Below are 23,285 nucleotides of genomic sequence, written 5' to 3' on the forward strand. Positions count from 1 at the left end.
GCCGAACGTTGATTTATAGTTGACGCGACACAGATTCGGAGGCTCCTAAGGGAGAGCCGGAGATGCTTACGATGCGTCAGTTTTTGGCCGCCCGAACCCTGGCGGCAATTGGTTTTATATTCGCTACAATTACGCTCGCCCCTGGGCTGCAGGAGGCGCGCGCACAAGGATTTCAGACCATTGCGCCCACCGCCATCCTGATCGATGCGGGAAGCCACGCTGTTCTTTTCGAGAAGAGCGCGGATGAGCTGACGGCACCGGCCAGCATGGCTAAGACCATGACGGCAGAGGTGGTTTTCAATGAAATCAAGAATGGGCGCCTGAGCTTCGACAGGGAGTTCACGATTTCAGAAAATGCCTGGCGCAAGGGCGGGACCAGCTCAGGCGGCTCCTCGATGTTCGCCAAGGTCAACACCTCCATTCGGTTGGAGGATCTTCTCCGGGGATTGATCGTGCAATCCGGCAACGATGCCGCGATTGCCATCGCGGAGGGCATAGCCGGCACGGAGGAGAACTTCGCTCGCATGATGAACGAGCGTGCCAAGCAGATCGGTTTGACCAAATCGACCTTCCGCAATGCGACAGGTTACGGTCATCCTGAGCAGAAGGTGACCGTCCGCGACCTCTCGACGCTCGCCCTGCACATCATCGAAACCTATCCCGATCTCTACAAGATGTTCGGAGAGCGCGAGTTTACCTGGAACAAGATTCGCCAGCAGAACCGGAATCCCCTGCTGTTTATGGATATCGGCGCGGACGGCTTGAAAACCGGCAATATCGACGAGTCGGGTTATGGCCTGATCGGCTCCGCCGTTCAGAACGATCAGCGCCTGATCGTGGTCGTCAACGGGCTCAAGACCGCCAAGGACCGCGCCGCCGAGTCCCGGAAACTCCTGGATTGGGGCTTCCGGGCCTTCGAGGCGCAGCAGCTCTTCGCGGAAGGGCAGGTGGTGGGCGAGGCACAGGTCTTCGGTGGCAGCCGCCGCTCGCTTCCGCTTGTGTCCAAGAAGCCTGTTCGTGTACTTGTGCCTCGTGGCGAAGGCGAACGGGTGACCGCTCGCATCGTCTATACCGGTCCGCTCAAGGCTCCGATCCAGAAGGGGGCCGAGGTTGCCCGGCTCCAGGTCAGTCGCGGGGATATGCAGGCGCTCGACATGCCTCTTTATGCCAATGAGGACATCCAGGAGGGCACCCTGAGCCAGCGGGCTCTGGATGGCCTGCTGGAATTCAGCACCGGCTGGGTTCGCCGCGCCTTCACGAGCGTTGTCGAAGGAATTTGATGGCAGGCTGCTTCATTACGTTCGAAGGCGGGGAGGGCGCAGGCAAGTCGACTCAGATCGATAGGCTCCGGAGCCGGCTGGTCCAGCACGCGCAGCCGGTTCTCGTGACCCGTGAGCCCGGCGGATCCCCTCATGCGGAGGAGATCCGCGCCTTCATCCTGGGCGGCCATGCCAAGCATCTCGGCCCCTTTGCGGAGGCCTTGCTCTTCGCCGCGGCCCGGATCGATCACCTCGACAAGACCATCGTCCCTGCTCTGAGGAGCGGAACCCATGTTCTCTGCGACAGGTTCGCGGATTCGACCCGGGCCTATCAGGGCTCGGTCGGAAACATCGACAAGGGCTTGATCGATCACCTCGAGAGGGTCACCCTCCGGGGCGTGAAGCCGGATCTGACCTTCATTCTCGATCTTCCTGCGGAAGTCGGGCTCGCCCGAGCCAGGGAACGGCGCGCCGGAAAAGGCGAAGGCGCTGACCGGTTCGAGGGCGAGGGTGTCTCGTTTCATCAGTCCTTGCGTCAGGCCTTCCTGGCCATTGCCCGCTCCGCTCCGCAAAGATGCGTCGTGATCAACGGGGATCAGGCACCCGACGAGGTCGAGGCCGCCATCTGGGCAGCCCTGCGGGAGCGGCTTCCCCAGATCACCCGGGACGCGGTGAGGCCTCTCGATGTCGCGTGACAGTCAGGAGGCGGCCGAGCCGGATGGGTTCGACGGCGCTCCCCACCCCAGGGAGCAGTTCGCCTTCTTCGGCCACGAGGAAGGCGAGGGGGCTTTCCTGGAAGGGCTCCGCAGCGGTCGCCTCCATCATGCTTGGCTGATCGGCGGCGCCCAGGGCATCGGCAAGGCGACTCTCGCCTATCGCGTTGCCCGCACGGTGCTCGATCCTCGCAAAAGCAGGGATCCTCACATCGCCAGCCTGGATGTCGCGCCCGACGCGGGCGCGTCGCGCCAGGTGGCGGCCCTGTCCCATCCCAATCTTTCGGTGCTCAGGAGAGCCCCGGCGACCGACAAGAAGTCCGCGTCCTCGACGATTCCCGTGGATGCCGTCCGCCGGGCCCTGGGCATGTTCGGCTCCACGGCCGCGGATGGCGGCTACCGGGTCTGCATCGTCGACAGCGCCGAGGATTTGACGATCTCGAGCGCCAACGCGCTGCTCAAGGTGATCGAGGAGCCGCCGCCGCGCTCGCTGTTTCTCATCGTGAGCCACGCGCCGCAGCGGGTTCTGCCCACCATCCGGTCCCGTTGCCGACGCCTGCTGCTCCGTCCCTTGGAAGACCGGGACATCCGAGCGGCCATCGCCTCCCTCGGCTCGCCCTGGAGCGGGATCCCGGCCGATACGGTGGAGCAGGCCCTGCGCTATGGCGAGGGCTCCGTCCGGCGTACCCTCGAACTGCTCGACGCGGACAAGGTTTCCTTTATCGGCCAGGTGACGAGGCTTCTGGATGGCCTGCCGAAAACCGACACGAAACAGGTCTTTGCCCTCGCGGAAGCTTTGTCCAAGCGCGATGCCGACGACAGCTACGAGCTGACCTTGGAGACGGTCCAGCGCTGGGTGTCGGAGCGGCTTCACGAGCGGGCAGGGCTCGGCGCGTCCCGCCTTGCACCTTTGGTGGAGGTATGTGAGAAGATCGCCCGCACGGCGCGCGAGATCGACGTGTTCAATCTCGACCGCCGGCCCTTCATCCTGACGCTGTTCGACGATCTCGCCGACGCCGTTCGGCGAGCCGCTTGAGACAGCCGCCGTCTGCCGGATCTGAGGGGTTTACAGGTTCGAGAGCTTAGGGATTCGATATGGCCGACAAGCAGAAGTTCTACATCACCACGGCTATCTCGTACCCGAATGGGGCCCCCCATATCGGTCATGCCTATGAGGTCGTAGCCTCCGACGCCATCGCCCGCTTCAAGCGGATCGACGGCTATGACGTGTTCTTCATGACGGGCACCGACGAGCACGGCCTCAAGATTCAGCAGACCGCCGACAAGAACAGCACCACGCCCAAGGCCTTCGTCGACGAGATGGCGCAGAAGTTCCGGGCCATGGCCGACCGGCTGGATTGCTCCTATGACCGGTTCATCCGCACCACGGACGCCGATCACCTGCCCTCCACCCAGGAACTCTGGCGCCGGATGCAGGAGAAGGGGGACATCTATCTCTCCAAGTATTCCGGCTGGTACTCGGTCCGGGACGAGGCCTATTACGACGAGGCCGAGCTGACCAAGCAGCCCGACGGGAGCTGGCGCGCGCCTACGGGAACGCCGGTCGAGTGGATCGAGGAGGAGAGCTACTTCTTCCGCCTTTCGGCCTACCAGGATCGCCTGCTCGCGCATTATGCGGCGCAGCCGGACTTCATCAGCCCCGAAACCCGCCGCAACGAGATCACCAGCTTCGTCCGTTCCGGCCTGCAGGATCTCTCGATCAGCCGCACCACCTTCGACTGGGGCCTGCCCGTGCCGGGCGATCCGAAGCACGTGATGTATGTGTGGATCGACGCGCTCAACAACTACGTGACCGGCTGCGGCTTCCCGGATGAGAACGATCCGCGCTGGCACTATTGGCCGGCGGATGTGCACATCATCGGCAAGGACATCGTGCGCTTCCACACGGTCTACTGGCCGGCCTTCCTCATGTCGGCGGAGCTGCCGCTGCCGAAGCGGGTCTTCGGCCACGGCTTCCTGCTCAACAAGGGCGAGAAGATGTCGAAGTCGGTGGGTAACGTGGTCGACCCGTTCGATCTTGCCGACACCTACGGGGTCGACCAGATCCGCTACTTCTTCATGCGCGAGGTGCCTTTCGGTCAGGACGGCAACTACTCTCATGAGGCCATCGTCAACCGGATCAACGCGGATCTGGCCAACGACCTCGGCAACCTGGCGCAGCGCTCCCTGTCGATGATCGCCAAGAACTGCGACGCCTCGGTGCCCCAAGCCGGTGAGTTCACCCAGGCCGACCGAGACATGCTCGGGCTGGCCTACGGACTCCCGGAGAAGGCGAGGGCGTCCATGAAGGACTTTGCCGTGCATTCGGCCCTCTCGGAGATCTGGGCCGTAGTCGCGGAGGCCAACCGCTATTTCGCGTCCCAGGAGCCCTGGGTGCTGCGCAAGAGCGACCCTGCCCGCATGAACACCGTTCTGTATGTGACCGCCGAGGTTCTGCGGGCGGTGGGCATTCTGGCCCAGCCCTTCGTGCCGACGGCTGCGGCCAAGCTGCTCGACCTGCTGGCGGTTGCGCCGGAGGGCCGGGTTCTTGCCGCGGTCGGACAGGAGCACCGCCTGGCCCCGAGTACGGCTCTGCCGCAACCTGCGCCAATTTTCCCGCGTTATGTGGAGGCGGAGGCGTCCTGACGCGTCCGCTTTGGTCGGCCCCTCGGGGCCCTGAGCGGAAGCGTAAGATGTTCACCACCTTCATGTTTGCCACCGGGATCGAGAACAGCATCCCGACCATCAACAATGGCCGCACCCGCATCGATCAGATGGAAAAGTGCGGCCATTACAAGCACTGGCAGACGGACTTCGACCTTCTGGACGAGCTCGACATCCAGGTCCTACGCTACGGGCCGCCGCTCCATACGAGCTTCCTCGGGCCGGAGCGGTATGACTGGTCCTTCTCCGACATGACATTCGGTGAGATCAAGCGGCGCAACATCATACCCATCGTCGATCTCTGCCACTTTGGCGTTCCCGACTGGATCGGCAACTTCCAGAATCCCGATTTCCCCGAGCTGTTCGCAGCTTACGCCGAGGCGTTCGCCCGGCGCTTTCCCTGGGTTCAGCTCTATACGCCGATCAACGAGATGTTCATCTGCGCCCAGTTCTCGGCGGCCTATGGCTGGTGGAACGAGCAACTGCGCAGCGACCAGGCCTTTGTCACGGCCCTCAAACACATCGTGAAGGCCAACGTTCTCGCCATGGAGCGGATACTCAAGGTTCGGCCGGACGCCTTGTTCATCCAAAGCGAGTCGTCGGAGTACTTCCACGCGGAGAATCCCGCCGCCATCAAGCCGGCCGAGATCATGAACGCCCGGCGCTTCCTGTCCCTGGATCTCAACTACGGACGCCGGGTCGACTCGGAAATGTACGAGTTCCTGATGGACAACGGCATGAGCCGGGAGGAATACCATTTCTTCCTCAGCCGCTCGTCCCTGCGCCACCACTGCATCATGGGCAACGACTACTACGTGACCAACGAGCACCGGGTCCGTGCCGACGGCCTCACCACATCGGCGGGCGACGTGTTCGGGTACGACGAGATCACCCGGCAGTACTACGATCGCTACAGGCTCCCCGTCATGCATACCGAGACCAACCTCATGGAGGGGCCCAACGGGGACGAGGCGGTCAACTGGCTCTGGAAGCAATGGGCGAACATCCTGCGGGTTCGCAACACCGGTGTCCCCATCGTCGGCTTCACCTGGTACTCCCTGACCGACCAAGTGGACTGGGATACGGCCCTGCGCGAGGAAAACAACCGCGTCACGCCCGTCGGCCTCTACGATCTCGACCGCAACATCCGTCCCGTGGGGCGCTGCTACAAGCAGCTGATCCAGGATTGGTGCAATGTGCTTCCGGCCCAGAGCGTCTGCCTGGCAGTTCCCGTCGTTCCCCCGCATGAGATAGACGAGGCGCCGGTCCGGCGGCACCAGGACAGGCTTCGCAAGATGCGCCGCAAGGAGGCGAAGGAGGATGACGAGCCGGCTGCAACCTCCCAGGAAGTGCGTCTGTAGACGAGGAGGCTGATCCGCTTTATGCAATCCGTGCCGTTTGACGCCGCGGAGGAGGGCGCCTTCAACCATGTTGGTCGACAGCCATTGCCACCTGGATTTTCCTGATTTTCAGAGCCGCCTCCCCGAGGTCCTGAATGCGGCCGCGGCGGCAGGCGTTGGACGGATGGTCACCATTTCCACCCATGTGGCGCGTTTCGAGACCTATCGCGCATTGGCCGAGGCGCATGAAACAGTCTTCTGCACGGTTGGCACCCATCCGCACAACGCGGCCGTGGAGCCGGATGTCCCGGCCGAACGGCTGATTGAGCTTTCCAAGCATGCCAGATGCATCGCGATCGGCGAGGCGGGCCTCGATTATCATTACGACAAGAGCCCGCGCGACGTGCAGCAGCAGGTCTTTAGAACCCATATCGCCGCGGCACGGGAAACCCGCCTGCCCCTGGTGATACACGCGCGGAATGCGGACGAGGACATGATCCGGATTCTTTCCGAGGAGATGAGGCGAGGGCGGTTCGACGCTGTTCTCCACTGCTTCTCGTCAGGCGAAACGCTGGCGCAGGTGGGCGTGGAGCTTGGCCTTTATGTTTCCTTTTCCGGCATCCTGACCTTCCGCAACTCCGAGGACATCCGCCGGATCGCAGCGGCCGTCCCCCGCGAGCGTCTGCTGGTGGAAACCGACGCGCCCTATCTGGCCCCCGTGCCGCATCGCGGAAAGACCAACGAGCCGGCCTTCGTGGCCCACACGGCCCATGTGCTCGCTGAAACCATCGGAGTCACGGATACGGAGATCGCGCAGATCACAACATCGAACTTCTACCGGCTGTTCTCCAAGGCAGCCTCCGCCGATGCGGCCCAGTCCCAGGCAGTCGCGTCATGACGTTGCGATTGACGATCCTCGGCTGCGGCTCCTCGGCCGGCGTTCCTCGCGTGGGTGTGGGCTGGGGCGCATGCGATCCGGCCAACCCCAAGAACAGGCGTCGGCGCTGCTCCGTTCTCGTGGAGAGGATCGGGTCAGACGGCGCGGCCACAACCGTTCTGGTCGATACGACGCCCGATTTGCGCGATCAGCTCCTGGGGGCCGATGTCCGCCGCTTGGATGCCGTCCTCTACACGCACGAGCATGCCGACCATATCCACGGGATCGACGATCTGCGCCCTTTGGCCATCGTCCAACACCAGCGGATCCCGGTTTATGCCGACCGGATGACAAGCGAGCTGATCCAGATGCGTTTCGGATACTGCTTCGAGACGCCGGCGGGTAGCGGCTATCCGCCCATCCTGAAGATGGGGCACCTGCAGGCGGGCGTGGCGGCCGTGACGGCAGGGCCGGGCGGGGTGGTGGAGGCGCTGCCGTTCCGCATGGTCCACGGGGACATCGATGCCCTTGGCTTCAGGTTCGATCGCATCGCCTATGCACCGGACGTGAGCCGAATGCCCGTGGAAAGCCTGGAGTATCTCCAGGACCTGGATGTGCTCATCATCGACGCTTTGCGCTACACGCCGCATCCAACCCATTTCTCGGTGTCCGAGGCTCTCGAGCTGATCGAGACCGTCAAGCCGAAGCGCGCCATCCTGACGAACCTGCACACGGACCTCGACTACGAGGTGCTGCGCCGGGAGTTGCCGCCGCATATCGAGCCGGCCTATGACGGGCTTCAGATCGAAGCGCATTGATGGGACGGCGGGAAAAGGATGGCGCGCCGTCTACCAATCAGTACCCGCACACACCCGACGGTCGCTATTTCGTGGTTCGCGGTCGACTATGGCGCCTGAGCAATCCAGATCTGGAGCCCCAGGAGCGCGAACGGCTTATCCGTGAATTGATGGCAGCGCGCCGGGCGGTCCGAAGCGTCAGGGAGGATCCGGAGGCTCTGGCTGAGGTTCGCGCCCGGGTAGATGCCGCAAAGTGGGCTCTCGGTGAACGCGGCCCAGTATGGTGGAGTGACGGCGCGCCGGATTATAATCGGCAGTTGGTCAGAGATACCCCGTATGCCGATTGGTTTTTGTCCCTCGGCACGAGCCCAGATCCTGATCGGTAGCGGCGACAGCCGACGATTCACAGTTATAAGTTCCATAATATATCTTATGCGAATTCGATGTGTAGGCGCAAAGTTAAATTGTCAGCACTGAGCAAAGTCAAAATGTCAGTCTCCTGCCCTCTGGGATCGAGGCACGGAGGCGGCAGATCAGATGAGCGTGGTGCTGATGAGCAAACGAGAACTCAACCGGATCGACATCCTGGCGCGGCTGGAGAGCGGCCGCCTCACCCCCGCCGCGGCCGCCGAACTGCTGCGGGTCAGCGAACGGCAGGTTTACCGCCTGCAGCGCCGCTTTCGCGAGGACGGGCCAGCCGGGATTGCCGACCGCCGGCGCGGCCGCCCCTCCAACAATCGTCTGCCGGAAGTCCTGCGCGAGCATGCGGTGGCTCTGGTGCGGCAGCATTATGCAGATTTCGGCCCAACCCTGGCGGCCGAGAAGCTCGAGGAGCGCCACGCCCTGCGGATCTCCCGCGAGACGCTGCGCACCTGGATGATCCAGGCCGGGCTGTGGCTGCCGCGCGCCGAGCGCAAGCGCTTTCACCAGCCGCGCCACCGGCGCGAGCATCTGGGTGAGCTGATCCAGATTGACGGCTGCGAACACCGCTGGTTTGAGGATCGCGGCCCGCCCTGCACGCCTCTGGTGTTCGTGGACGATGCCACCAGCCGCCTGATGGCGCTGGGCTTCGTGCCGTCGGAAAGCGCGTTTGCGTACTTTGAGGTGCTGCAGCGCTATCTCGAGACGCACGGCAAGCCGGTGGCGTTCTACTCCGACAAGCATTCCATCTTCCGGGTCAGCAAGGCGGAAGCGGCCAGTGGCGACGGCATGACCCAGTTCGGCCGCGCCTTGGCGGAGCTCAACATTGAGATTATCTGCGCCAACTCCAGTCAGGCCAAGGGCCGGGTCGAGCGGGCGCATGCGACCTTGCAGGACCGACTGGTCAAGGAGCTGCGGCTGGCCGGCATCAGCGATCTGAAGGCGGCCAATGCGTTCCTGCCCGGCTTCATCGCGAGCTACAACAGCAAGTTCGCCCGGCCGCCGGCGCGGGATCGGGATCTGCACCGGCCCTTAGACGGGATGAACGATCTGGGCGATATCCTGTGCTGGCGCGAGACGCGGCGGGTCTCCCGGCAGTTGGTGGTGCACTACAACCGGATGAAGTTCACACTGCATCCGACTGAGATCACGGCGCGTCTGGTGGGTCAGACGGTGGAGATCTATGACTTTCCGGACGGGCGGCTGGAGATCTGCTGGAAGGGTCTGCCGCTGGCCTATGGAGTGTTCGACAAGCTGCAGCGGGTCGATCATGCGGCGATTGTTGAGAACAAGCGCTTGGGCGAGGTGCTGGCCTGGATCAAGGAGCGCCAGGACGCCCGGCCCGTTCCGTCGGGGGTTGGCGCAGGCCCCCGCCGCTCGAGCCAGAAGGCGGGCCTGATGAAAGATCGCGCGGATCGTCTCGCGCAGGTCGCTCAGTCCCAGCCCAAACCCAAACGCCTGGGCCGTCGGCGCTCCGATCGGGCAGTCTGCGCGCCGCCGTCCCAGGCTCCGTCTCACCCGGCCTGACTGACACTTTGACTTTGCGCCGCAAGCGACATTTCATATTGGTTGCCACACGATGTAGCGCTTAACGGCGACCTTCCCTGCTGCGCTTTGGCATCTCACTGTGTCGAGTTTCGTATGTCTGAGCCCACGGGATCGAAGCGTCGACTTGAGCCAAGATGTGGCCGCTCCGGCTCACCGGGATGACAAGGCGCATTGTCTTGCTGCTCCAGGAGCAAACATGTCCGAGCACGCCTCTGCTGCTCGCGCCCGCATGATCGTCATGCGGGCGCCCAGCAAGGTTCATGAAGCCGATAGGGCCGGAACGGCATGCCGATATCTCAGGATGGGCTTGCCTCAAGCTCAGCCGTCTCGTCGACTGCCGTCCAGCCGTGGGTGATCTTGGCCACGGCTCCCAGCATGATCGAGGCGGAGCAGTATTTCTCCTTGGAAAGCTCTATGGCCCGCTCGACCTTGGCCGGAGCGAGATCCCTGCCCTTCACGTGATATTCGATGTGGATCGCGGTGAAAACCTTGGGGTCGGTATCCGCGCGCTCGGCCGTGACCTCGACATCGCAATCCGTAACCTGCTCCCGGCCTTTACGAAGGATCTGCACCACGTCGAAGGCCGTGCAGCCGCCCAAACCGATCAGCAGCATCTCCATGGGCCGGATTCCAAGGTTGCGCCCGCCGTATTCAGGCGCGCCATCCATCACGACCGCGTGCCCGCTCCCGGATTCGCCTACAAACATCATCCCGTCGACGAGCTTCACTCGAGCCTTCATGCTTCTTCCCCTCGATGCCTTTTAGGTTACCCCATCATCCTCTATACCGCTTTCCAAGCGAATTGGTGCAAGCACCATCAAGGATCCTTCTCATGAAGCCTTCTTCCGACATCTCGCGACTCCTGGAGATCATGGCAGCCCTGCGAACCCCTGAAACAGGATGCCCGTGGGATCTGGATCAGGACTTCACCTCGATTGCGCCTTACACGCTCGAGGAGGCCTATGAGGTCGTGGACGCCATCGAACGCGGTGATCTCGCCGATCTGCGCGACGAACTCGGCGACCTGCTGCTTCAGGTGGTGTTCCACGCGCGTATGGCAGAAGAGCAGGGCGCGTTCGCCTTTCCCGACGTGATCGAGGCGATCACGAAGAAGCTCATCCGGCGGCATCCGCACGTGTTCGGCAACATCAAGGAATTGTCGCCTGAGGAGGTGAAGAGCCTCTGGGACACGATCAAAGGTGAGGAAAAGGCGGAGCGCCGCGCAGCCCGTGAGACGATGGGCTTGGACCCGGAGGCGCATGAGGCCGGCTTCCTCGGAGGGATTCCGACGGCCCTGCCCGCCCTGACCCGAGCCCAGAAGCTGACGGCCAAGGCCGCAAAGGTCGGATTCGACTGGCCCGAATCCGTGCAGGTGATCGACAAGATTCATGAGGAATTTGAGGAGGTTAAGGAAGCTTCCTCATCCGGAGACCGAGACAGGATCGAGGACGAGATCGGGGATCTTTTGTTCTCCGTCACCAACCTCGCCCGTCATTTCGGCATCGATCCGGAGCGGGCCCTGCGGCGGACGAATGCCAAGTTCGAACGTCGCTTCAAGGCCGTCGAGACGGCACTCGGGCAACAGGACAGAAGCCTCGACGAGGCGTCGCTGGACGAGATGGAGACCCTTTGGGTGGCGGCCAAAACAGCCGAGCGCGAGCCCGGCCGGTCCTCATAGGACGCGGGCTTCGGGGAACCTGTTCAGGAAGCGTGGCTCCTTGCCGGAGACCAGGCGCACATGCAGGACCGTGTGCCCGTTCTCCTTCGTGTCGCGCTCCAGGATCTCCGTATTTTCGTGCAGCCAGGCAAGCCCCTGCCCGTCCTCTGGCGCGACGTCGACCTCATAGGTCAGACGCCCCATGGCAAGATGCTGCTCGATGGTCTCCAGAAGCTCAGGGATGCCGTCTCCGGTCAGGGCCGAGATCAGAATGGGCCGCCTCTCCTCGCCTGCTCGGTGGGAGGTGGTGGCAAGCCTCTCGCGGTCCTCGGCTGACAGAAGATCCGACTTGTTCCAAACCTCGACGATGCGCCTCGTGTCGTCCGGGTCGATGCCGAGTTCCCGCAGGACGATGGCAACGTCCCCCGCCTGAGCCTCCGTCTCCCCATGCGAGACGTCGCGGACGTGGAGCAGGACATCGGCCTCGACCACATCCTCGAGGGTCGCCCGGAAAGCGGCGACCAGCATGGTCGGCAGATCGGAGATGAAGCCCACCGTATCGGACAGGATCGCCTTTTCACCATGGGGCAGATCAATGGCGCGGGAGGTGGGGTCCAGGGTCGCGAACAGCATGTTCTCGGCCAGCACATCGGCCTGGGTCATGCGGTTGAACAGGGTCGACTTGCCCGCATTGGTGTACCCGACCAGGGCGATGATCGGATAGGGCACCCTTCTGCGGCTCGTCCGGTGAAGGGAGCGCGTCTTGACCACGCTCTCGAGATCCCGCTCGATCCGGTTCATCCGCTCCTGGATCATCCGCCTGTCGGCCTCGATCTGGGTCTCGCCTGGACCGCCAAGAAAGCCGAAGCCGCCGCGCTGGCGCTCCAGATGTGTCCAGGAACGGACCAGCCGCCCCTTCTGATAGGACAGATGCGCCAGCTCGACCTGGAGCGTCCCCTCCTTCGTGCGGGCGCGCCGCCCGAAGATTTCGAGGATGAGGCCGGTCCGGTCGATGACCTTGGCGCCCCAGGCCTTCTCCAGGTTGCGCTGCTGGACGGGGCTGAGGGCGCAGTCCATCACGACGAGCCCGATCTCTTCGGCGCGCACCATGGCCGCCAGTTCATCGACCTTGCCGCTGCCGATATAGGTGGCAGGCCGGGGCGAAGCCAAAGGGGTGATCAGCGAGCGGACGATGGTGAGATCGATCGCAAGGGCAAGGCCCGTGATCTCGTCGAGACGGGCTTCCGAGGGGCGCGGATTGGTCCCCTCGCCGTCCGCATCTGCGGAAACCCGCCGCTTGCGCGTCAGGTATGGTCCGATAACGAGCGTCTTTGTCCCCGCCGCAACCTCTTTCTCAGGTTCGGCCAGCTGAATGAGACGCTCTTCCCCCGGAGTGCGTGGTTCTGTCACCTCAAGCCTTCTCGCCAGCCTCGTCGATCTGATCGAACAATTGAACGGGCTGTCCTGGCATGATGGTGGAAATAGCGTGTTTGTAAACCAGCTGGGAGTGACCATCCCTGCGCAGAAGGACGCAGAAATTGTCAAACCAAGTGACGACGCCCTGCAGTTTCACGCCATTCACGAGGAATATCGTCAGGGGTATTTTTTGCTTCCGGACATAATTCAGAAAAGTGTCCTGAAGATTCTGCGCGCGATCGCCCGCCATTGAAGTTGCCTCGCCAGCCCATCGCCGCCGGTCTTGGCTATGGGGCCGCCTGGATATGGTTGTCCGCTTTCGTGCGGTCGTCGACCGGCGTTCTTATTACAGGGCGAACAGCCGCGTTCGGCAAGGGGGGCGCAACAGTTCTACCCCCTCGGAGCATATTTTCCCGTGGATGGCAGGCTGCATTGCGCCTCCGAACGTGGAGAAATGCCGCTTCGGCGTTACCCTAAAACGAAGCTATCCCCCGATCCCGAGGGATTTCAGCTTCCGGTGGAGCGCCGAGCGCTCCATGCCGATGAACTCCGCGGTCCTGGAGATGTTTCCGCTGAATCGGGCGATTTGAGCCAAAAGATACTCGCGCTCGAAGATCTCGCGAGCCTCGCGCAGGGGCAGACTCATGAGCTTTTCGCCTCCTGCCCCGCCCGGCGTGCTCGGAACGAGAGCGCCGATCTCGGAAGGCAGCATATCGGCGGTGATTTCGGCCTCCGGATCCCCGGAGGTGAGAATCATCAGCCGTTCGACGTTGTTGCGCAGCTGGCGCACATTGCCGGGCCAATCGTGCGACTGCAGCACCGCCATGGCGTCTTCGGCGATGCGGCGCCTGGGCAGGCCCGTGGTGGACGAGATCTGCTCCATGAAGAACTCGATCAGCTCAGGCACGTCCTCGCGACGCTCCGCCAGGGACGGCACGCGAATCGGGATCACGCCGAGCCTGTGGAACAGGTCTTCCCGGAAATGACCGGCCGCGATTTCAGCCGGCAGGTCCCTGCTCGAGGAGGAGACGATGCGCACATCCACATGGACGCGGGTCGTCCCCCCGATCCGCTGGAAGTTCTGGTCCACGAGAACGCGCAGGATCCGGCTCTGCGTCTCACGGGGCATATCGGCGATCTCGTCGATGTAGAGCGTTCCGCCATGGGCCTCCTCCAGAGCGCCCACGCGACGTCCTCCACCCTCGCCGCCTTCGGTGCCGAACAGTTCGGCTTCCATAGTATCGGGCGTGATCGTCGCGGCCGACAGCACGACGAAGGGCCCGTTGGCTCGCGCCGACAGGCCGTGAATGGTCCTTGCGGTGAGTTCCTTGCCGCAGCCGGGGGCGCCCGTGATCAGAATGCGGGCATTGGTCGGCGCGGCCCGCTCGACGGCCTGCCGCAGCTGGTTGATGACGATGGATTTTCCGGCGATGCGGCTCGCCTGAACGGAGCGGGAGCGCAGGTCACGGACCTCACGCTTGAGCCGGGATGCCTCCAGAGCACGCTCCGCCACAAGCACCAGCCGATCGGCCTTGAACGGCTTCTCGATGAAGTCATAGGCGCCCGCCTTGATGGCGGAGACGGCCGTCTCGATATTGCCGTGGCCCGAGATCATCACCACCGGCAGGTCCGGGTGCTGAGCCTTGATGATCTCCAGCACCTGGAGGCCGTCGAGGCGGCTTCCCTGCAGCCAGATGTCGAGAAAAACGAGATGCGGACGCCGCGTTTCGATGGCGGCCAACGCATCGTCGGAGGTGCCTGCCGTGCGCGTGCGGTGCCCTTCATCCTCAAGGATGCCGGCCACAAGCTCACGAATGTCGACCTCGTCGTCGACGACCAGAATATCAGCGCTCATAGGCTTGCCCTGCGGGATTCTTTGCGGCTGGAGGCTGCCGACGTCTCTTCCGACGCGATTTGCTTCGTCTTCGGTATCCACATGCGAACCTGTCCGCCTCTGCCGGCAGGATTGTCGACAAGTTCCATGCCGCCTCCATGATCTTCCAGAATCTTTGCAACGATCGGCAGTCCCAGTCCGGTTCCGCCCTCGCGCGTCGTCATATAGGGCTCTAGAAGGCGTTGCCTGCCCTCGACGGGAAAGCCCTTGCCGTTGTCGGTCACTGCCAAGATCACGTAATCCGGGTGGGTGTCGTCGAGAAGCACGGCGATCTGGGCCTGACCCCGGTCCGCGTCGGGAACTGCCGCGATGGCCTCGGTCGCGTTCTTGACGATGTTCGTGACAGCCTGGGACACGAGCCGCCGGTCGAAGGGCACGACGACAGGCCCGGGCGGGAGCTGATCCACGAACTCGATCTCCGGATGGGCGATCTTCATCATGAAAACCACCTGCCGGATGGTCTCGGCCAAGTCCTCGTTGCCGATGGTAGGCTTGGGCATCCGGGCGAAGGACGAGAACTCATCGACCATGCGCTTGATGTCGTCGACCTGCCTCACGATTGTGTCCGTGCACTGCTCGAACACCTCCCGGTCCGTGGTGATGACCTTGCCGTATTTCCGGCGAATGCGCTCGGCGGACAGCTGGATCGGGGTCAGCGGATTCTTGATCTCGTGAGCGATGCGGCGCGCCACGTCGGCCCAGGCCGACGTGCGCTGGGCCAGGACAAGATCGGTGATGTCGTCGAGGGTGATCACCAGATCTCGCTTGTCGCTGCGGGTCTGCTCGCTGGTGACGCGAACGTTGATGGTGCGCTCCTTGCCCTTTCGGGAGATGTGGATCTGCTGCTGCATCAGACGCTGACGTCCGTGGCTCATCTCATCCACAAGAGCGGCCACTTCCGGCAGGATCACGGTGATCGGCTGGCCGAGCAGCTTCTCGCGGGAGGTGCCCAGCAGCGCCTCGGTCGACGGATTGACGATGGTGATCTGCCCGCGCGCATTGACGCCGATGACGCCGGCGGAGACACCGGCCAGAACCGCTTCCGTGAAGCGCCGCCGCCTGTCCATGAGATTGCTTGCCGCCGTCAGGCCATCGTGTTGGCGGCGCAGCTCCGAGGTCATCTTGTTGAAGGTCTCGCCCAGGTGACCGAGATCCCCCTCGCCTCGCCTCACGGGCACCTGAACATAGAAATTGCCGGTCGCCACCTGGTCGGTGGCGTGGATGAGACGCCGGATCGGCGCAACGAGGCGGTTGGCGAAGTTCAGGCCGAACCACACCGCCGAGAGCAGCACGATCAAGGCAATCAGGGTGAACATGGACGCGAAGGCCACCTGAATGCCGGCCTTCTTCTGATCGAGGGCCTCATAGAAAGCGATTCCGGCCTCAGCGACCTGAGGAAACTCGACGGCGCGCGGATCGACCTCTCTGGCCACGTAGAGGATACGCCCGCCATGGGCATCGAGCTTCAGGGCCGAGCGGAAGATGTTGCCGGTGCGGGGGAAAAGGCACAGAGCCTCCCGGTTGCTCGCTTCCTGAAGGTCGGCCTGGGTGGGTTGGGGAACGCCTTCGAGCTTCTTGATCTCGATTCTCTCGACCACCGAACCGTCGGCCTCCAGAAGCATGGTGAGAGGAAAGCCCAGGAAGACCGAACGGGAATTCATGAACTCCCGGAATAGGTTGCGATCGGCGTCGTAGAGAACCTTCGCGCGGTTGAGGTCGGCCGCCATCAGCTGCGTTTCGCGGGCAAGGGTCCGGCACTGCAATTCCCTGTAGGAGCGGGCAATGGAGACCGTGTTGGTCATCAGCTCCTTGATCGATCCCGTGAACCAGGGATCCAAGCCCCGTTCGAGGGTCACCGTTGCGACGGCTGCGACCAGGATGGCCGGCAGAACCGCCACGAGGCTGAACAGGCCGACGATCCTGACATGGAGGCCTGCCGCCGCCGCCCCTTCCCTTCGCTCCCGCACCAGCTTCCGCGCCTGCCAGGCGACAATGCCGAGCAGCACGGCGATGAGCACACCGTTCAGGATGAAAACCCACACCACGACGTTGTGGGTCGGCAGGAGCGGGGTGGCGCCCGCGAGAATCAGGAACGTTGCAAGAGCCGATGCCAAGGCCGACAGCACGGCCCCGTAACCCAGCCAGCCGAGGCTGCTCTGGGACGGTTCTGCCGTCTGCCGTTGTGCATTGTTGTCCTGGTCGATCAAGACTGAGGCCCCGCAAATCGGGTGCTTTCGGTTCAGCACCCTGTCATGGGGTGATGCACCAACACAACAGTGTGGTCAAATTATTACAGCACCCAAGCTCTAGGCGCGATTTGATCGCACCACCATCAGCTCGAGGTCCCTCACCTTCTTGCGCAGTGTGTTGCGGTTGACCCCCAGGAGTTCGGCTGCCCTGATCTGATTGCCTCGGGTCGCCGCGAGGGCTGCCCCGATTAGGGGGCCTTCGATCTCCCGCAGGATCCGGTGATAAAGACCAGGCGGAGGCAGGGTGTCCCGGAAGCCCGAGAAATACTCGTTCAGGTGCCTCTCGACCGCGTCGGACAATCCTTCGGAGTTCTGCTGGGAGGGCTGCTGGGCGCTCTTTCCAACGACTTGTGTCGGCAGCAGGGGCTGGGAATCGAGCTCCGCATCGACGATCGCGCCGGTGATCGTATCCTGCGGATACAGGGCGGCCAGCCGCCGTACCAGGTTCTCCAGCTCACGGACGTTCCCGGGCCAGCGGTAGCGCTTGAGGCGATCCATGGCCTCGACATCGAGCTGCTTGCGCGAGAGCCCTTCCTTCTCGACGATGACGAAGAAGTGACGCACGAGGTCCGGGATGTCCTCCACGCGCTCGCGCAGGGGCGGAAGGCGCAAGGGGACCACATTGAGCCGGAAGTAGAGGTCCTCGCGGAAGAGGCCCTGCTGGATCAGCACCCGAAGGTCCTTGTTGGTGGCGGCAACGATGCGAACATTCGTCTTGATCGGCACGCGGCCGCCCACGGTCGTGTATTCCCCCTGCTGGAGAACGCGCAGGAGGCGGGTCTGCGCCTCCATGGGCATGTCGCCGATTTCGTCGAGGAAGAGGGTGCCGCCTTCGGCCTGCTCGAAGCGGCCGGTGCTGCGCGCCGTCGCGCCGGTGAAAGCTCCCTTCTCATGGCCGAAGAGCTCGGATTCGATCAGCTCGCGAGGAATGGCCGCCATGTTCACGGCCACGAACGGGCCCTGACGACGCTTGCCGTAATCATGAAGCGCCTTGGCGACAAGCTCCTTGCCAGTCCCGGATTCGCCCGTGATCATCACGGTCAGGTCCGTCGGCATCAGCCGCGCGAGCGCCCGGTAGATCTCCTGCATCGCATGGGAGCGTCCGACGAGCGGGATGTCCTCGTTGTCCGGCGGCTGGCCCGCACCGGCGGGAACGGAGCGAGGGCGGGAGAGCGCCCGCCCGACGACGGCGACGAGCTCCTTGAGGTCGAATGGCTTGGGCAGATACTCGTAGGCGCCGCGCTCGGATGCCTTGATGGCCGTCATAAAGGTGTTCTGCGCGCTCATGACGATGATCGGAAGCTCCGGCCGGATCTTCTTGATGCGGGGCAGGAGATCGAAGGCATTCTCGTCGGGCATCATCACGTCGGTGATGATCAGATCGCCCTCCCCTTGCGCCACCCACCGCCAGAGCGTGGCGGCATTGCTCGTGGAGCGAACCTCGTATCCGGCCCGCGAAAGAGCCTGATTCAGAACGGTTCGGATGGCGGCATCGTCATCGGCAAGAAGAATCTGTCCGCTAGGCATTTCTTAGCCTCACATATCGGCGCCGCGCCCGTCATTGGCGCGGTGCATGGGCAGGAGAATTCGGAAACTGGTCCGTCTCGGCGCAGGCTCGCATTCGACGATGCCGCCGTGATCGCCGACGATCTTCGCCACGAGGGCAAGCCCCAGGCCGCTGCCCTGCACCTTCGTCGTCACGAAAGGATCGAAGAGATCGCTCATCAGCTCGGGCGGGATCCCGGGGCCGTTGTCGGTCACGCTGAGCTCGATGGGCAGGCTTACCCGCTCCTGGGAGCCGGGCACCTGAAGCCGAACGCCTGTGCGGAAAGCCGTCGAAAGGATGATCTCGCCATCGGACGCGTCCAGCCCCACCGCTTCGGCGGCGTTCTTGACGAGGTTCAGGATCACCTGAATGAGCTGGTCCCGGTTGCCGAGCACCGGCGGAAGCGACGGATCGTAGTTCTCGACGAAGCGGATGTGGCGGGCAAAGCCCGACTGCGCAAGCCGCTTCACGTGGTCGAGAACGCCGTGGATATTGACGGGTCCCCGCTCCACCGGACGCTCCTCGCCGAACAGCTCCATGCGCTCGACGAGCTTCACGATCCGGTCGGTCTCGTCGCAGATCAGGCGCGTCAGCAACCTGTCGTCCTCGTTGGCCGACTGCTCCAGAAGTTGGGCCGCGCCGCGGATGCCGGAGAGCGGATTCTTGATCTCGTGCGCCAGAAGCGCGCCCAGCGCCGTAATGGACCGGGCCGCGCCGCGATGGGTCAGCTGGCGGTTCATCTTGTCGGCGATCGTCCGCTCCTGGAGCATGAGGATCACGCTGTCGGTGTCGTCACCCAGGGGACTTGCGGAAACGTCCACGATTCGCTCCGCGCCAAGGCGCGGGCTGCCGATGTCCACCCGGTGCTCGCTGACGCTGGACCCCCGCTCGCGCACATCCTCCACAAGGGCCATGACAGGCGAGCCGAAAGGAAGCAGATCGGTGAGCTTCTGGCGCAGCATCATGCGCAGGCTCATGTCGAAGAAGAATTCGGCGGCCGCATTGGCGTGAACGATCCTGTGCTCCGGGCCGACGGTGAGAACCGGCATCGGCAGGGCGTTCATGATCTGGTCGTTGATGGCCATCGTCGTCATGCCGCCTCCCGCTCCCGCCGGCCGTAGAGCGAACGCAGGAGAGCAATCACCGTCCGAGGCTCCTCGGATGTGACTAGGGCTGTTCGAACATTCGATTCGACCTGGAAGCCGGAGGCGAGCGCCACGTCCGCGTATGCGGCGAGATGCTTTCGGGCGTGGCGAATGCCGACCTTCTCGCCATAGAGGCACAAAAGCCCCTCGTAGTGCTCCACGGCAATGTGGGTCATCTCTTCCGCTGATGGATCGGGGATCACCCGTCCCTGCAGGGCCGCTCCCACCTGGCCTACGAGCCAAGGGCGGCCCACCGCGGAGCGGCCGATCATCACGGCGGCGGCGCCAGAGGCGGAGAGGCAGCGTTTCGCATCCTCCAGGGAGTGAATGTCGCCATTGGCGATGACGGGAATGCCGACCACCTCGACGACCGGCGCGATGGCGCTCCAGTCGGCCTGCCCCTTGTAGAACTGCTGCCTCGTGCGGCCATGCACCGTCACGGCCTGCACCCCAAGCGCCTCGGCACGGCGGGCCAGCTCCGGGGCGTTGATGCTCGCATGATCCCAGCCGAGCCGCATCTTGACGGTGACGGGAACGCTCGCCGCCTGCACCGTCGCCTCGATCAGGCGGGAGGCATGGTCGAGGTCGCGCATCAATGCAGACCCAGCATAGCCGCCGATGACACGCTTGGCCGGGCAGCCCATGTTGATGTCGATGATGCGCGCCCCTGCCCCCTCGGCAACCCGCGCGGCTTCAGCCATCCAGCGCGGCTCGCAGCCGGCCAGCTGAACGACGTGAGGCTCGATTCCAGCGCCTTCTGCTCGCAACTGCGCCTCTTCGGAGCCCTGGACGAGTTCGTCCGACGCGACCATCTCCGAAACGACGAGCCCTGCTCCGAGACGCTTGGCGATGCGACGGAAGACAACATCCGTAACCCCCGACAAGGGCGCCAGAACGGTTGCCACCTGGACGCGAACCGGCCCCACGCTGAAACCGTATTCGCCTAATTTTTGATCAACTTCCATTCTGCCCAATGAATAGCCATTTCGATGACATGCGCAAGCCCCTTGCTGGGAGATTTGCCTTATTCGCGGGTCACGCTTAGGAGAGCATCCGTTACAGAGAGCCCCCTGAAAATGTCAGTCGCCGCCCTTATCGTTGCTGCAGGACGTGGATCAAGAGCGGGTGAAGGGATCCCAAAGCAATATCGTCTGCTCAAGGGCAAGCCCGTGTTAGCCCATACCCTCGGGAGCTTCCTGGCGCACCCGAGAATCGAGCGGGTGGTTGCGGTAATTCACCGCGACGACCGCGACCTGTACGAGGCTACCCTGAAGGCCCTCCCCGCAGACCTGCTGTCGAAGCTTCTGCCCTGTGCCTATGGGGGTGAAACCAGGCAGGCCTCCGTAAACCATGGGCTCGAGGCTCTGGCAGCCTCTGCGCCAGATATCGCCCTGGTTCACGATGGCGCCCGTCCCTTTGCAAGTGCCGGCCTCATCGACCGGGCGATGGAAGCCGCAGAGCGTTGGAGCGCCGCCGTCCCGGGCATCTCGGTCACCGATACGATCAAGGTCATCGGGGAGCGCTCGGAGGTGATCTCAACTCCCGACCGGGCAAGCTTGCGAGCCGTGCAGACCCCGCAGTCCTTCCGCTTTCCACTGCTCCTCGACGCCCACCGGCAGGCTGCCGCGTCGAACCTGCACTCCTTCACGGACGATGGCGCACTAGCTGAGTGGGCTGGCCAGCCGGTTCATGTGTTCGAGGGCGAGCCGGGCAATATCAAGCTGACCCATCCGGCCGACTTCCAGGAGGCTGAACGGCGTCTGAAAGGCTCATCCATGACTTACGTGACCCGTCTCGGCACCGGCTTCGACGTGCACGCCTTCGGCGAGGGCGATCATGTGTGGCTCGGCGGGATCGAGGTTCCGCATGACCGTGGCGTCGTCGCCCACTCGGATGGCGACGTGATCCTGCATGCCCTGACGGATGCCGTTCTTGGCGCCCTAGCCGAGGGGGATATCGGCACCCACTTTCCGCCGAGCGACTCGCAATGGCGCGGTGCCTCCTCCGATCGGTTCCTGGCTTATGCCGTGGGCTTGGTGAGGGAGCGTGGCGGGCTCGTCGACCATCTCGACACCACGCTCCTGTGCGAGAGGCCGCGGCTGGGCCCTCATCGTGAGGCGATGCGCCAGCGGATCGCCGAGATTGCCGGGCTTCGCGTCCATCAGGTCTCCCTCAAGGCGACCACGACGGAGAAGCTTGGATTTACCGGCCGGAGCGAGGGCATCGCCGCCCAGGCGGCCGCGACGATCCGGTTGCCGGAGATAGATGCATGACCCCTGAGATGAAAGACCGCGCCGCCGCTCTTCTCGATACCTATCGCCAGCGGGGCCTCAAGATCTCCACCGCCGAGTCCTGCACAGGTGGGCTCGTGGCTGCCCTGCTCACCGAGATAGCTGGCTCCTCGGCGGTCGTCGAGCGCGGCTTCGTCACCTATTCCAACGAGGCCAAGACGGAGCTGATCGGTGTTCCAGCCGACCTGATCGCAGCCCATGGAGCCGTGAGCGAGCCGGTTGCCCGCGCCATGGCCGAGGGGGCGCTGGCTCGCTCTTATGCCGATGTGGCGGTTGGAATTACCGGAATCGCGGGACCGACCGGGGGAACGGCGACGAAGCCGGTGGGCCTCGTCCATTTCGGTCTGGCCCGGAAGGGCTCGGCCACGATACATTTGGAAAGGCACTACGGCGAACTGGGGCGAGAGAACGTGCGCCGCCGGGCCGTGGAGGACGCGCTCGCTCTCTTGGAGCAGGCGCTGGGCTGATCAGGCCCGAGCCCTGGATGCAACCCCGTAGATCTCATCCGCCCTCTCCTCGAAGGCTTCGGTGAACTTGCGGAAGGCTTTATCGAACACGCTGCCCATCAGGATGCCCAACGCGAAGCTCTTGAATTCGTAGTTGATGTAGAACTCCACATCGCAGCCGGTGGCCGTCTGGCGGAAGGTCCAGCGGTTTTCGAGATACTTGAACGGTCCGTCCACATACTCGACCGTGATCTTCAGGCGCGGATGGTCGAGCGTCACGCGGGTGGTGAAGCTTTCCTTGATGGCCTTGTAGCCCACGGCCATGGTGGCCACGAGCGTCTCGACGCCCTCCCCGCTCTGGACCCGGCGCATGACGCGCAAGCTCTCGCACAGGGGCAGGAACTCGGGATACCGCTCCACATCGGCCACCAGGGCAAACATCTGGGCAGGCGTATGCTTGACGGGGCGCGCGGTGCGAAAGGTCGGCATGGCTCAGGCGGCCTCTCTGTTCGATGTGAGCTCAGCTTCCAGAGCCGGGATGCCGGATCGGGAGCGCAGCACATAAACGCGCTGGTCAGGGCGCAGGCGCTCCAGCATGCGAGCGGTTTTGGGTCGCATGGCGACGGGATAGGACCAGATCCAGCGCATGAACGACAGGTCGAAGCGCTCCGGGCCGGCGGCGCCGAGGTCGGGCCGCGACCGCCCGTAGTTCCTTGCCACCCGCCAGAGAACGCGGGTGAGGCAGCGCCATCGTGGGAGGTCGAGCCACACGATGGTTGTGGCCCGGGGCACGCGGATATCGAAGGTGCTGGCGTAGTTCCCGTCCATGACCCAGGCTGGCCGGGCTGCGAGCGTGCTTACCTTCTCCCGCCACTCGGCTTTCGGGGGCGTCGTCCAGCCGGGTCCGAAGTATTCCCGATCAAGATGGATCAACGGCAGACCGAGATCCCTGGCGATGCGGCTTGCCAGGGTGCTCTTGCCCGCGCCCGGGCTGCCGATGACCAGAATGCGCTGCATGAACTC

General features: G+C 63.8%; 22 protein-coding genes. 12 read left to right on the forward strand and 10 right to left on the reverse strand.

Features of this window, described 5'->3' with window-relative positions; genetic code table 11:
* Nucleotides 1-71: 71 nt before the first annotated feature.
* The 9 genes from JKG68_RS14715 to JKG68_RS14750 all read left to right on the forward strand — a co-directional run bounded on the left by JKG68_RS14715 (nucleotide 72) and on the right by JKG68_RS14750 (nucleotide 9,597).
* A complete protein-coding gene (locus JKG68_RS14715; RefSeq protein WP_202060785.1) occupies nucleotides 72-1,280 on the forward strand; it encodes a D-alanyl-D-alanine carboxypeptidase family protein in 1,209 nt (402 codons plus the stop codon).
* Nucleotides 1,280-1,954, forward strand: coding sequence for a dTMP kinase (gene tmk / locus JKG68_RS14720; protein ID WP_202060786.1), 675 nt, complete (start codon nucleotides 1,280-1,282; stop codon nucleotides 1,952-1,954). Before JKG68_RS14715 ends, tmk begins: the two co-directional genes overlap by 1 nt.
* Nucleotides 1,944-3,008: a DNA polymerase III subunit delta' gene (locus tag JKG68_RS14725; protein ID WP_202060787.1), complete on the forward strand. Its 1,065-nt coding sequence runs from the start codon at nucleotides 1,944-1,946 to the stop codon at nucleotides 3,006-3,008. The genes tmk and JKG68_RS14725 overlap by 11 nt, the downstream gene beginning before the upstream one ends.
* Nucleotides 3,009-3,067: 59 nt before the next feature.
* Nucleotides 3,068-4,618 carry a methionine--tRNA ligase gene (gene metG / locus JKG68_RS14730; protein WP_202060788.1) on the forward strand — a complete coding sequence of 517 codons (1,551 nt, stop codon included), beginning with the start codon at nucleotides 3,068-3,070 and terminating at the stop codon, nucleotides 4,616-4,618.
* Between the two features lie 47 nt (nucleotides 4,619-4,665).
* Nucleotides 4,666-5,997 (forward strand): family 1 glycosylhydrolase, encoded by a 1,332-nt coding sequence (locus tag JKG68_RS14735; protein ID WP_202060789.1) that lies wholly within the window; start codon nucleotides 4,666-4,668, stop codon nucleotides 5,995-5,997.
* A 67-nt stretch (nucleotides 5,998-6,064) separates the two neighbouring features.
* Entirely contained in the window at nucleotides 6,065-6,874 is an 810-nt protein-coding gene (locus JKG68_RS14740; protein WP_202060791.1) for a TatD family hydrolase, read from the forward strand.
* Nucleotides 6,871-7,671: an MBL fold metallo-hydrolase gene (locus JKG68_RS14745; RefSeq protein ID WP_202060793.1), complete on the forward strand. Its 801-nt coding sequence runs from the start codon at nucleotides 6,871-6,873 to the stop codon at nucleotides 7,669-7,671. The genes JKG68_RS14740 and JKG68_RS14745 overlap by 4 nt, the downstream gene beginning before the upstream one ends.
* Nucleotides 7,671-8,036: a hypothetical protein gene (locus JKG68_RS33440; RefSeq protein WP_246515442.1), complete on the forward strand. Its 366-nt coding sequence runs from the start codon at nucleotides 7,671-7,673 to the stop codon at nucleotides 8,034-8,036. Before JKG68_RS14745 ends, JKG68_RS33440 begins: the two co-directional genes overlap by 1 nt.
* A 151-nt stretch (nucleotides 8,037-8,187) precedes the next feature.
* On the forward strand, nucleotides 8,188-9,597 hold the full coding sequence (locus JKG68_RS14750; RefSeq protein ID WP_202060795.1) for an ISNCY family transposase: 1,410 nt from the start codon (nucleotides 8,188-8,190) through the stop codon (nucleotides 9,595-9,597).
* Between the two features lie 317 nt (nucleotides 9,598-9,914).
* Here JKG68_RS14750 and JKG68_RS14755 read toward each other — a convergent pair whose 3' ends face one another.
* Nucleotides 9,915-10,358 carry an OsmC family protein gene (locus JKG68_RS14755; protein ID WP_202060797.1) on the reverse strand — a complete coding sequence of 148 codons (444 nt, stop codon included), beginning with the start codon at nucleotides 10,356-10,358 and terminating at the stop codon, nucleotides 9,915-9,917.
* Nucleotides 10,359-10,450: 92 nt separating this feature from the next.
* Here JKG68_RS14755 and mazG point away from each other — a divergent pair, with 92 nt between their 5' ends.
* Nucleotides 10,451-11,296: a nucleoside triphosphate pyrophosphohydrolase gene (mazG, locus tag JKG68_RS14760; RefSeq protein WP_202060799.1), complete on the forward strand. Its 846-nt coding sequence runs from the start codon at nucleotides 10,451-10,453 to the stop codon at nucleotides 11,294-11,296.
* On the opposite strand, the gene hflX is transcribed toward mazG, so the two are convergent.
* The 7 genes from hflX to dusB all read right to left on the reverse strand — a co-directional run bounded on the left by hflX (nucleotide 11,291) and on the right by dusB (nucleotide 20,490).
* Entirely contained in the window at nucleotides 11,291-12,685 is a 1,395-nt protein-coding gene (gene hflX / locus JKG68_RS14765) for a GTPase HflX (RefSeq protein ID WP_202060806.1), read from the reverse strand. The two genes, mazG and hflX, sit on opposite strands and share 6 nt — an antisense overlap.
* Nucleotide 12,686: 1 nt before the next feature.
* Complete coding sequence (gene hfq, locus JKG68_RS14770; protein WP_009491222.1) at nucleotides 12,687-12,941, reverse strand: RNA chaperone Hfq; 255 nt, start codon at nucleotides 12,939-12,941, stop codon at nucleotides 12,687-12,689.
* 234 nt (nucleotides 12,942-13,175) lie between these two features.
* Nucleotides 13,176-14,546, reverse strand: coding sequence for a nitrogen assimilation response regulator NtrX (gene ntrX / locus JKG68_RS14775; protein WP_202060808.1), 1,371 nt, complete (start codon nucleotides 14,544-14,546; stop codon nucleotides 13,176-13,178).
* A complete protein-coding gene (locus tag JKG68_RS14780; RefSeq protein ID WP_202060810.1) occupies nucleotides 14,543-16,792 on the reverse strand; it encodes a sensor histidine kinase NtrY-like in 2,250 nt (749 codons plus the stop codon). Before JKG68_RS14780 ends, ntrX begins: the two co-directional genes overlap by 4 nt.
* A gap of 99 nt (nucleotides 16,793-16,891) precedes the next feature.
* Nucleotides 16,892-18,361 carry a nitrogen regulation protein NR(I) gene (gene ntrC / locus JKG68_RS14785; protein WP_202060812.1) on the reverse strand — a complete coding sequence of 490 codons (1,470 nt, stop codon included), beginning with the start codon at nucleotides 18,359-18,361 and terminating at the stop codon, nucleotides 16,892-16,894.
* Nucleotides 18,362-18,370: 9 nt separating this feature from the next.
* Entirely contained in the window at nucleotides 18,371-19,474 is a 1,104-nt protein-coding gene (locus JKG68_RS14790; RefSeq protein ID WP_202060817.1) for a two-component system sensor histidine kinase NtrB, read from the reverse strand.
* On the reverse strand, nucleotides 19,471-20,490 hold the full coding sequence (dusB, locus tag JKG68_RS14795; RefSeq protein ID WP_202060819.1) for a tRNA dihydrouridine synthase DusB: 1,020 nt from the start codon (nucleotides 20,488-20,490) through the stop codon (nucleotides 19,471-19,473). The genes JKG68_RS14790 and dusB overlap by 4 nt, the downstream gene beginning before the upstream one ends.
* A 111-nt stretch (nucleotides 20,491-20,601) precedes the next feature.
* Here dusB and JKG68_RS14800 point away from each other — a divergent pair, with 111 nt between their 5' ends.
* Nucleotides 20,602-21,798, forward strand: coding sequence for a bifunctional 2-C-methyl-D-erythritol 4-phosphate cytidylyltransferase/2-C-methyl-D-erythritol 2,4-cyclodiphosphate synthase (locus tag JKG68_RS14800; protein WP_202060821.1), 1,197 nt, complete (start codon nucleotides 20,602-20,604; stop codon nucleotides 21,796-21,798).
* Entirely contained in the window at nucleotides 21,795-22,283 is a 489-nt protein-coding gene (locus tag JKG68_RS14805) for a CinA family protein (RefSeq protein ID WP_202060823.1), read from the forward strand. The genes JKG68_RS14800 and JKG68_RS14805 overlap by 4 nt, the downstream gene beginning before the upstream one ends.
* Here JKG68_RS14805 and JKG68_RS14810 read toward each other — a convergent pair whose 3' ends face one another.
* Both JKG68_RS14810 and JKG68_RS14815 read right to left on the reverse strand, forming a co-directional pair.
* A complete protein-coding gene (locus JKG68_RS14810; RefSeq protein ID WP_202060825.1) occupies nucleotides 22,284-22,751 on the reverse strand; it encodes a type II toxin-antitoxin system RatA family toxin in 468 nt (155 codons plus the stop codon).
* Between the two features lie 3 nt (nucleotides 22,752-22,754).
* On the reverse strand, nucleotides 22,755-23,279 hold the full coding sequence (locus JKG68_RS14815; RefSeq protein ID WP_202060827.1) for an AAA family ATPase: 525 nt from the start codon (nucleotides 23,277-23,279) through the stop codon (nucleotides 22,755-22,757).
* Nucleotides 23,280-23,285 lie beyond the last annotated feature (6 nt).

Source organism: Microvirga aerilata, from assembly GCF_016743775.1.
GTDB classification, from domain to species: domain Bacteria; phylum Pseudomonadota; class Alphaproteobacteria; order Rhizobiales; family Beijerinckiaceae; genus Microvirga; species Microvirga aerilata.

Excerpts from the sequence above, each read along its gene's own strand:
- dusB (WP_202060819.1), bottom strand. The coding sequence starts at position 20,490 with ATGGAAGTTGATCAAAAATTAGGCGAATACGGTTTCAGCGTGGGGCCG.
- JKG68_RS14810 (WP_202060825.1), bottom strand. The coding sequence starts at position 22,751 with ATGCCGACCTTTCGCACCGCGCGCCCCGTCAAGCATACGCCTGCCCAG.
- JKG68_RS14715 (WP_202060785.1), top strand. The coding sequence starts at position 72 with ATGCGTCAGTTTTTGGCCGCCCGAACCCTGGCGGCAATTGGTTTTATA.
- JKG68_RS14750 (WP_202060795.1), top strand. The coding sequence starts at position 8,188 with ATGAGCGTGGTGCTGATGAGCAAACGAGAACTCAACCGGATCGACATC.
- JKG68_RS14725 (WP_202060787.1), top strand. The coding sequence starts at position 1,944 with ATGTCGCGTGACAGTCAGGAGGCGGCCGAGCCGGATGGGTTCGACGGC.
- hfq (WP_009491222.1), bottom strand. The coding sequence starts at position 12,941 with ATGGCGGGCGATCGCGCGCAGAATCTTCAGGACACTTTTCTGAATTAT.
- mazG (WP_202060799.1), top strand. The coding sequence starts at position 10,451 with ATGAAGCCTTCTTCCGACATCTCGCGACTCCTGGAGATCATGGCAGCC.
- JKG68_RS14815 (WP_202060827.1), bottom strand. The coding sequence starts at position 23,279 with ATGCAGCGCATTCTGGTCATCGGCAGCCCGGGCGCGGGCAAGAGCACC.
- tmk (WP_202060786.1), top strand. The coding sequence starts at position 1,280 with ATGGCAGGCTGCTTCATTACGTTCGAAGGCGGGGAGGGCGCAGGCAAG.
- metG (WP_202060788.1), top strand. The coding sequence starts at position 3,068 with ATGGCCGACAAGCAGAAGTTCTACATCACCACGGCTATCTCGTACCCG.
- JKG68_RS14805 (WP_202060823.1), top strand. The coding sequence starts at position 21,795 with ATGACCCCTGAGATGAAAGACCGCGCCGCCGCTCTTCTCGATACCTAT.
- JKG68_RS14790 (WP_202060817.1), bottom strand. The coding sequence starts at position 19,474 with ATGACGACGATGGCCATCAACGACCAGATCATGAACGCCCTGCCGATG.
- JKG68_RS14735 (WP_202060789.1), top strand. The coding sequence starts at position 4,666 with ATGTTCACCACCTTCATGTTTGCCACCGGGATCGAGAACAGCATCCCG.
- JKG68_RS14800 (WP_202060821.1), top strand. The coding sequence starts at position 20,602 with ATGTCAGTCGCCGCCCTTATCGTTGCTGCAGGACGTGGATCAAGAGCG.
- JKG68_RS14755 (WP_202060797.1), bottom strand. The coding sequence starts at position 10,358 with ATGAAGGCTCGAGTGAAGCTCGTCGACGGGATGATGTTTGTAGGCGAA.
- JKG68_RS14745 (WP_202060793.1), top strand. The coding sequence starts at position 6,871 with ATGACGTTGCGATTGACGATCCTCGGCTGCGGCTCCTCGGCCGGCGTT.
- ntrC (WP_202060812.1), bottom strand. The coding sequence starts at position 18,361 with ATGCCTAGCGGACAGATTCTTCTTGCCGATGACGATGCCGCCATCCGA.
- JKG68_RS33440 (WP_246515442.1), top strand. The coding sequence starts at position 7,671 with ATGGGACGGCGGGAAAAGGATGGCGCGCCGTCTACCAATCAGTACCCG.
- ntrX (WP_202060808.1), bottom strand. The coding sequence starts at position 14,546 with ATGAGCGCTGATATTCTGGTCGTCGACGACGAGGTCGACATTCGTGAG.
- JKG68_RS14740 (WP_202060791.1), top strand. The coding sequence starts at position 6,065 with ATGTTGGTCGACAGCCATTGCCACCTGGATTTTCCTGATTTTCAGAGC.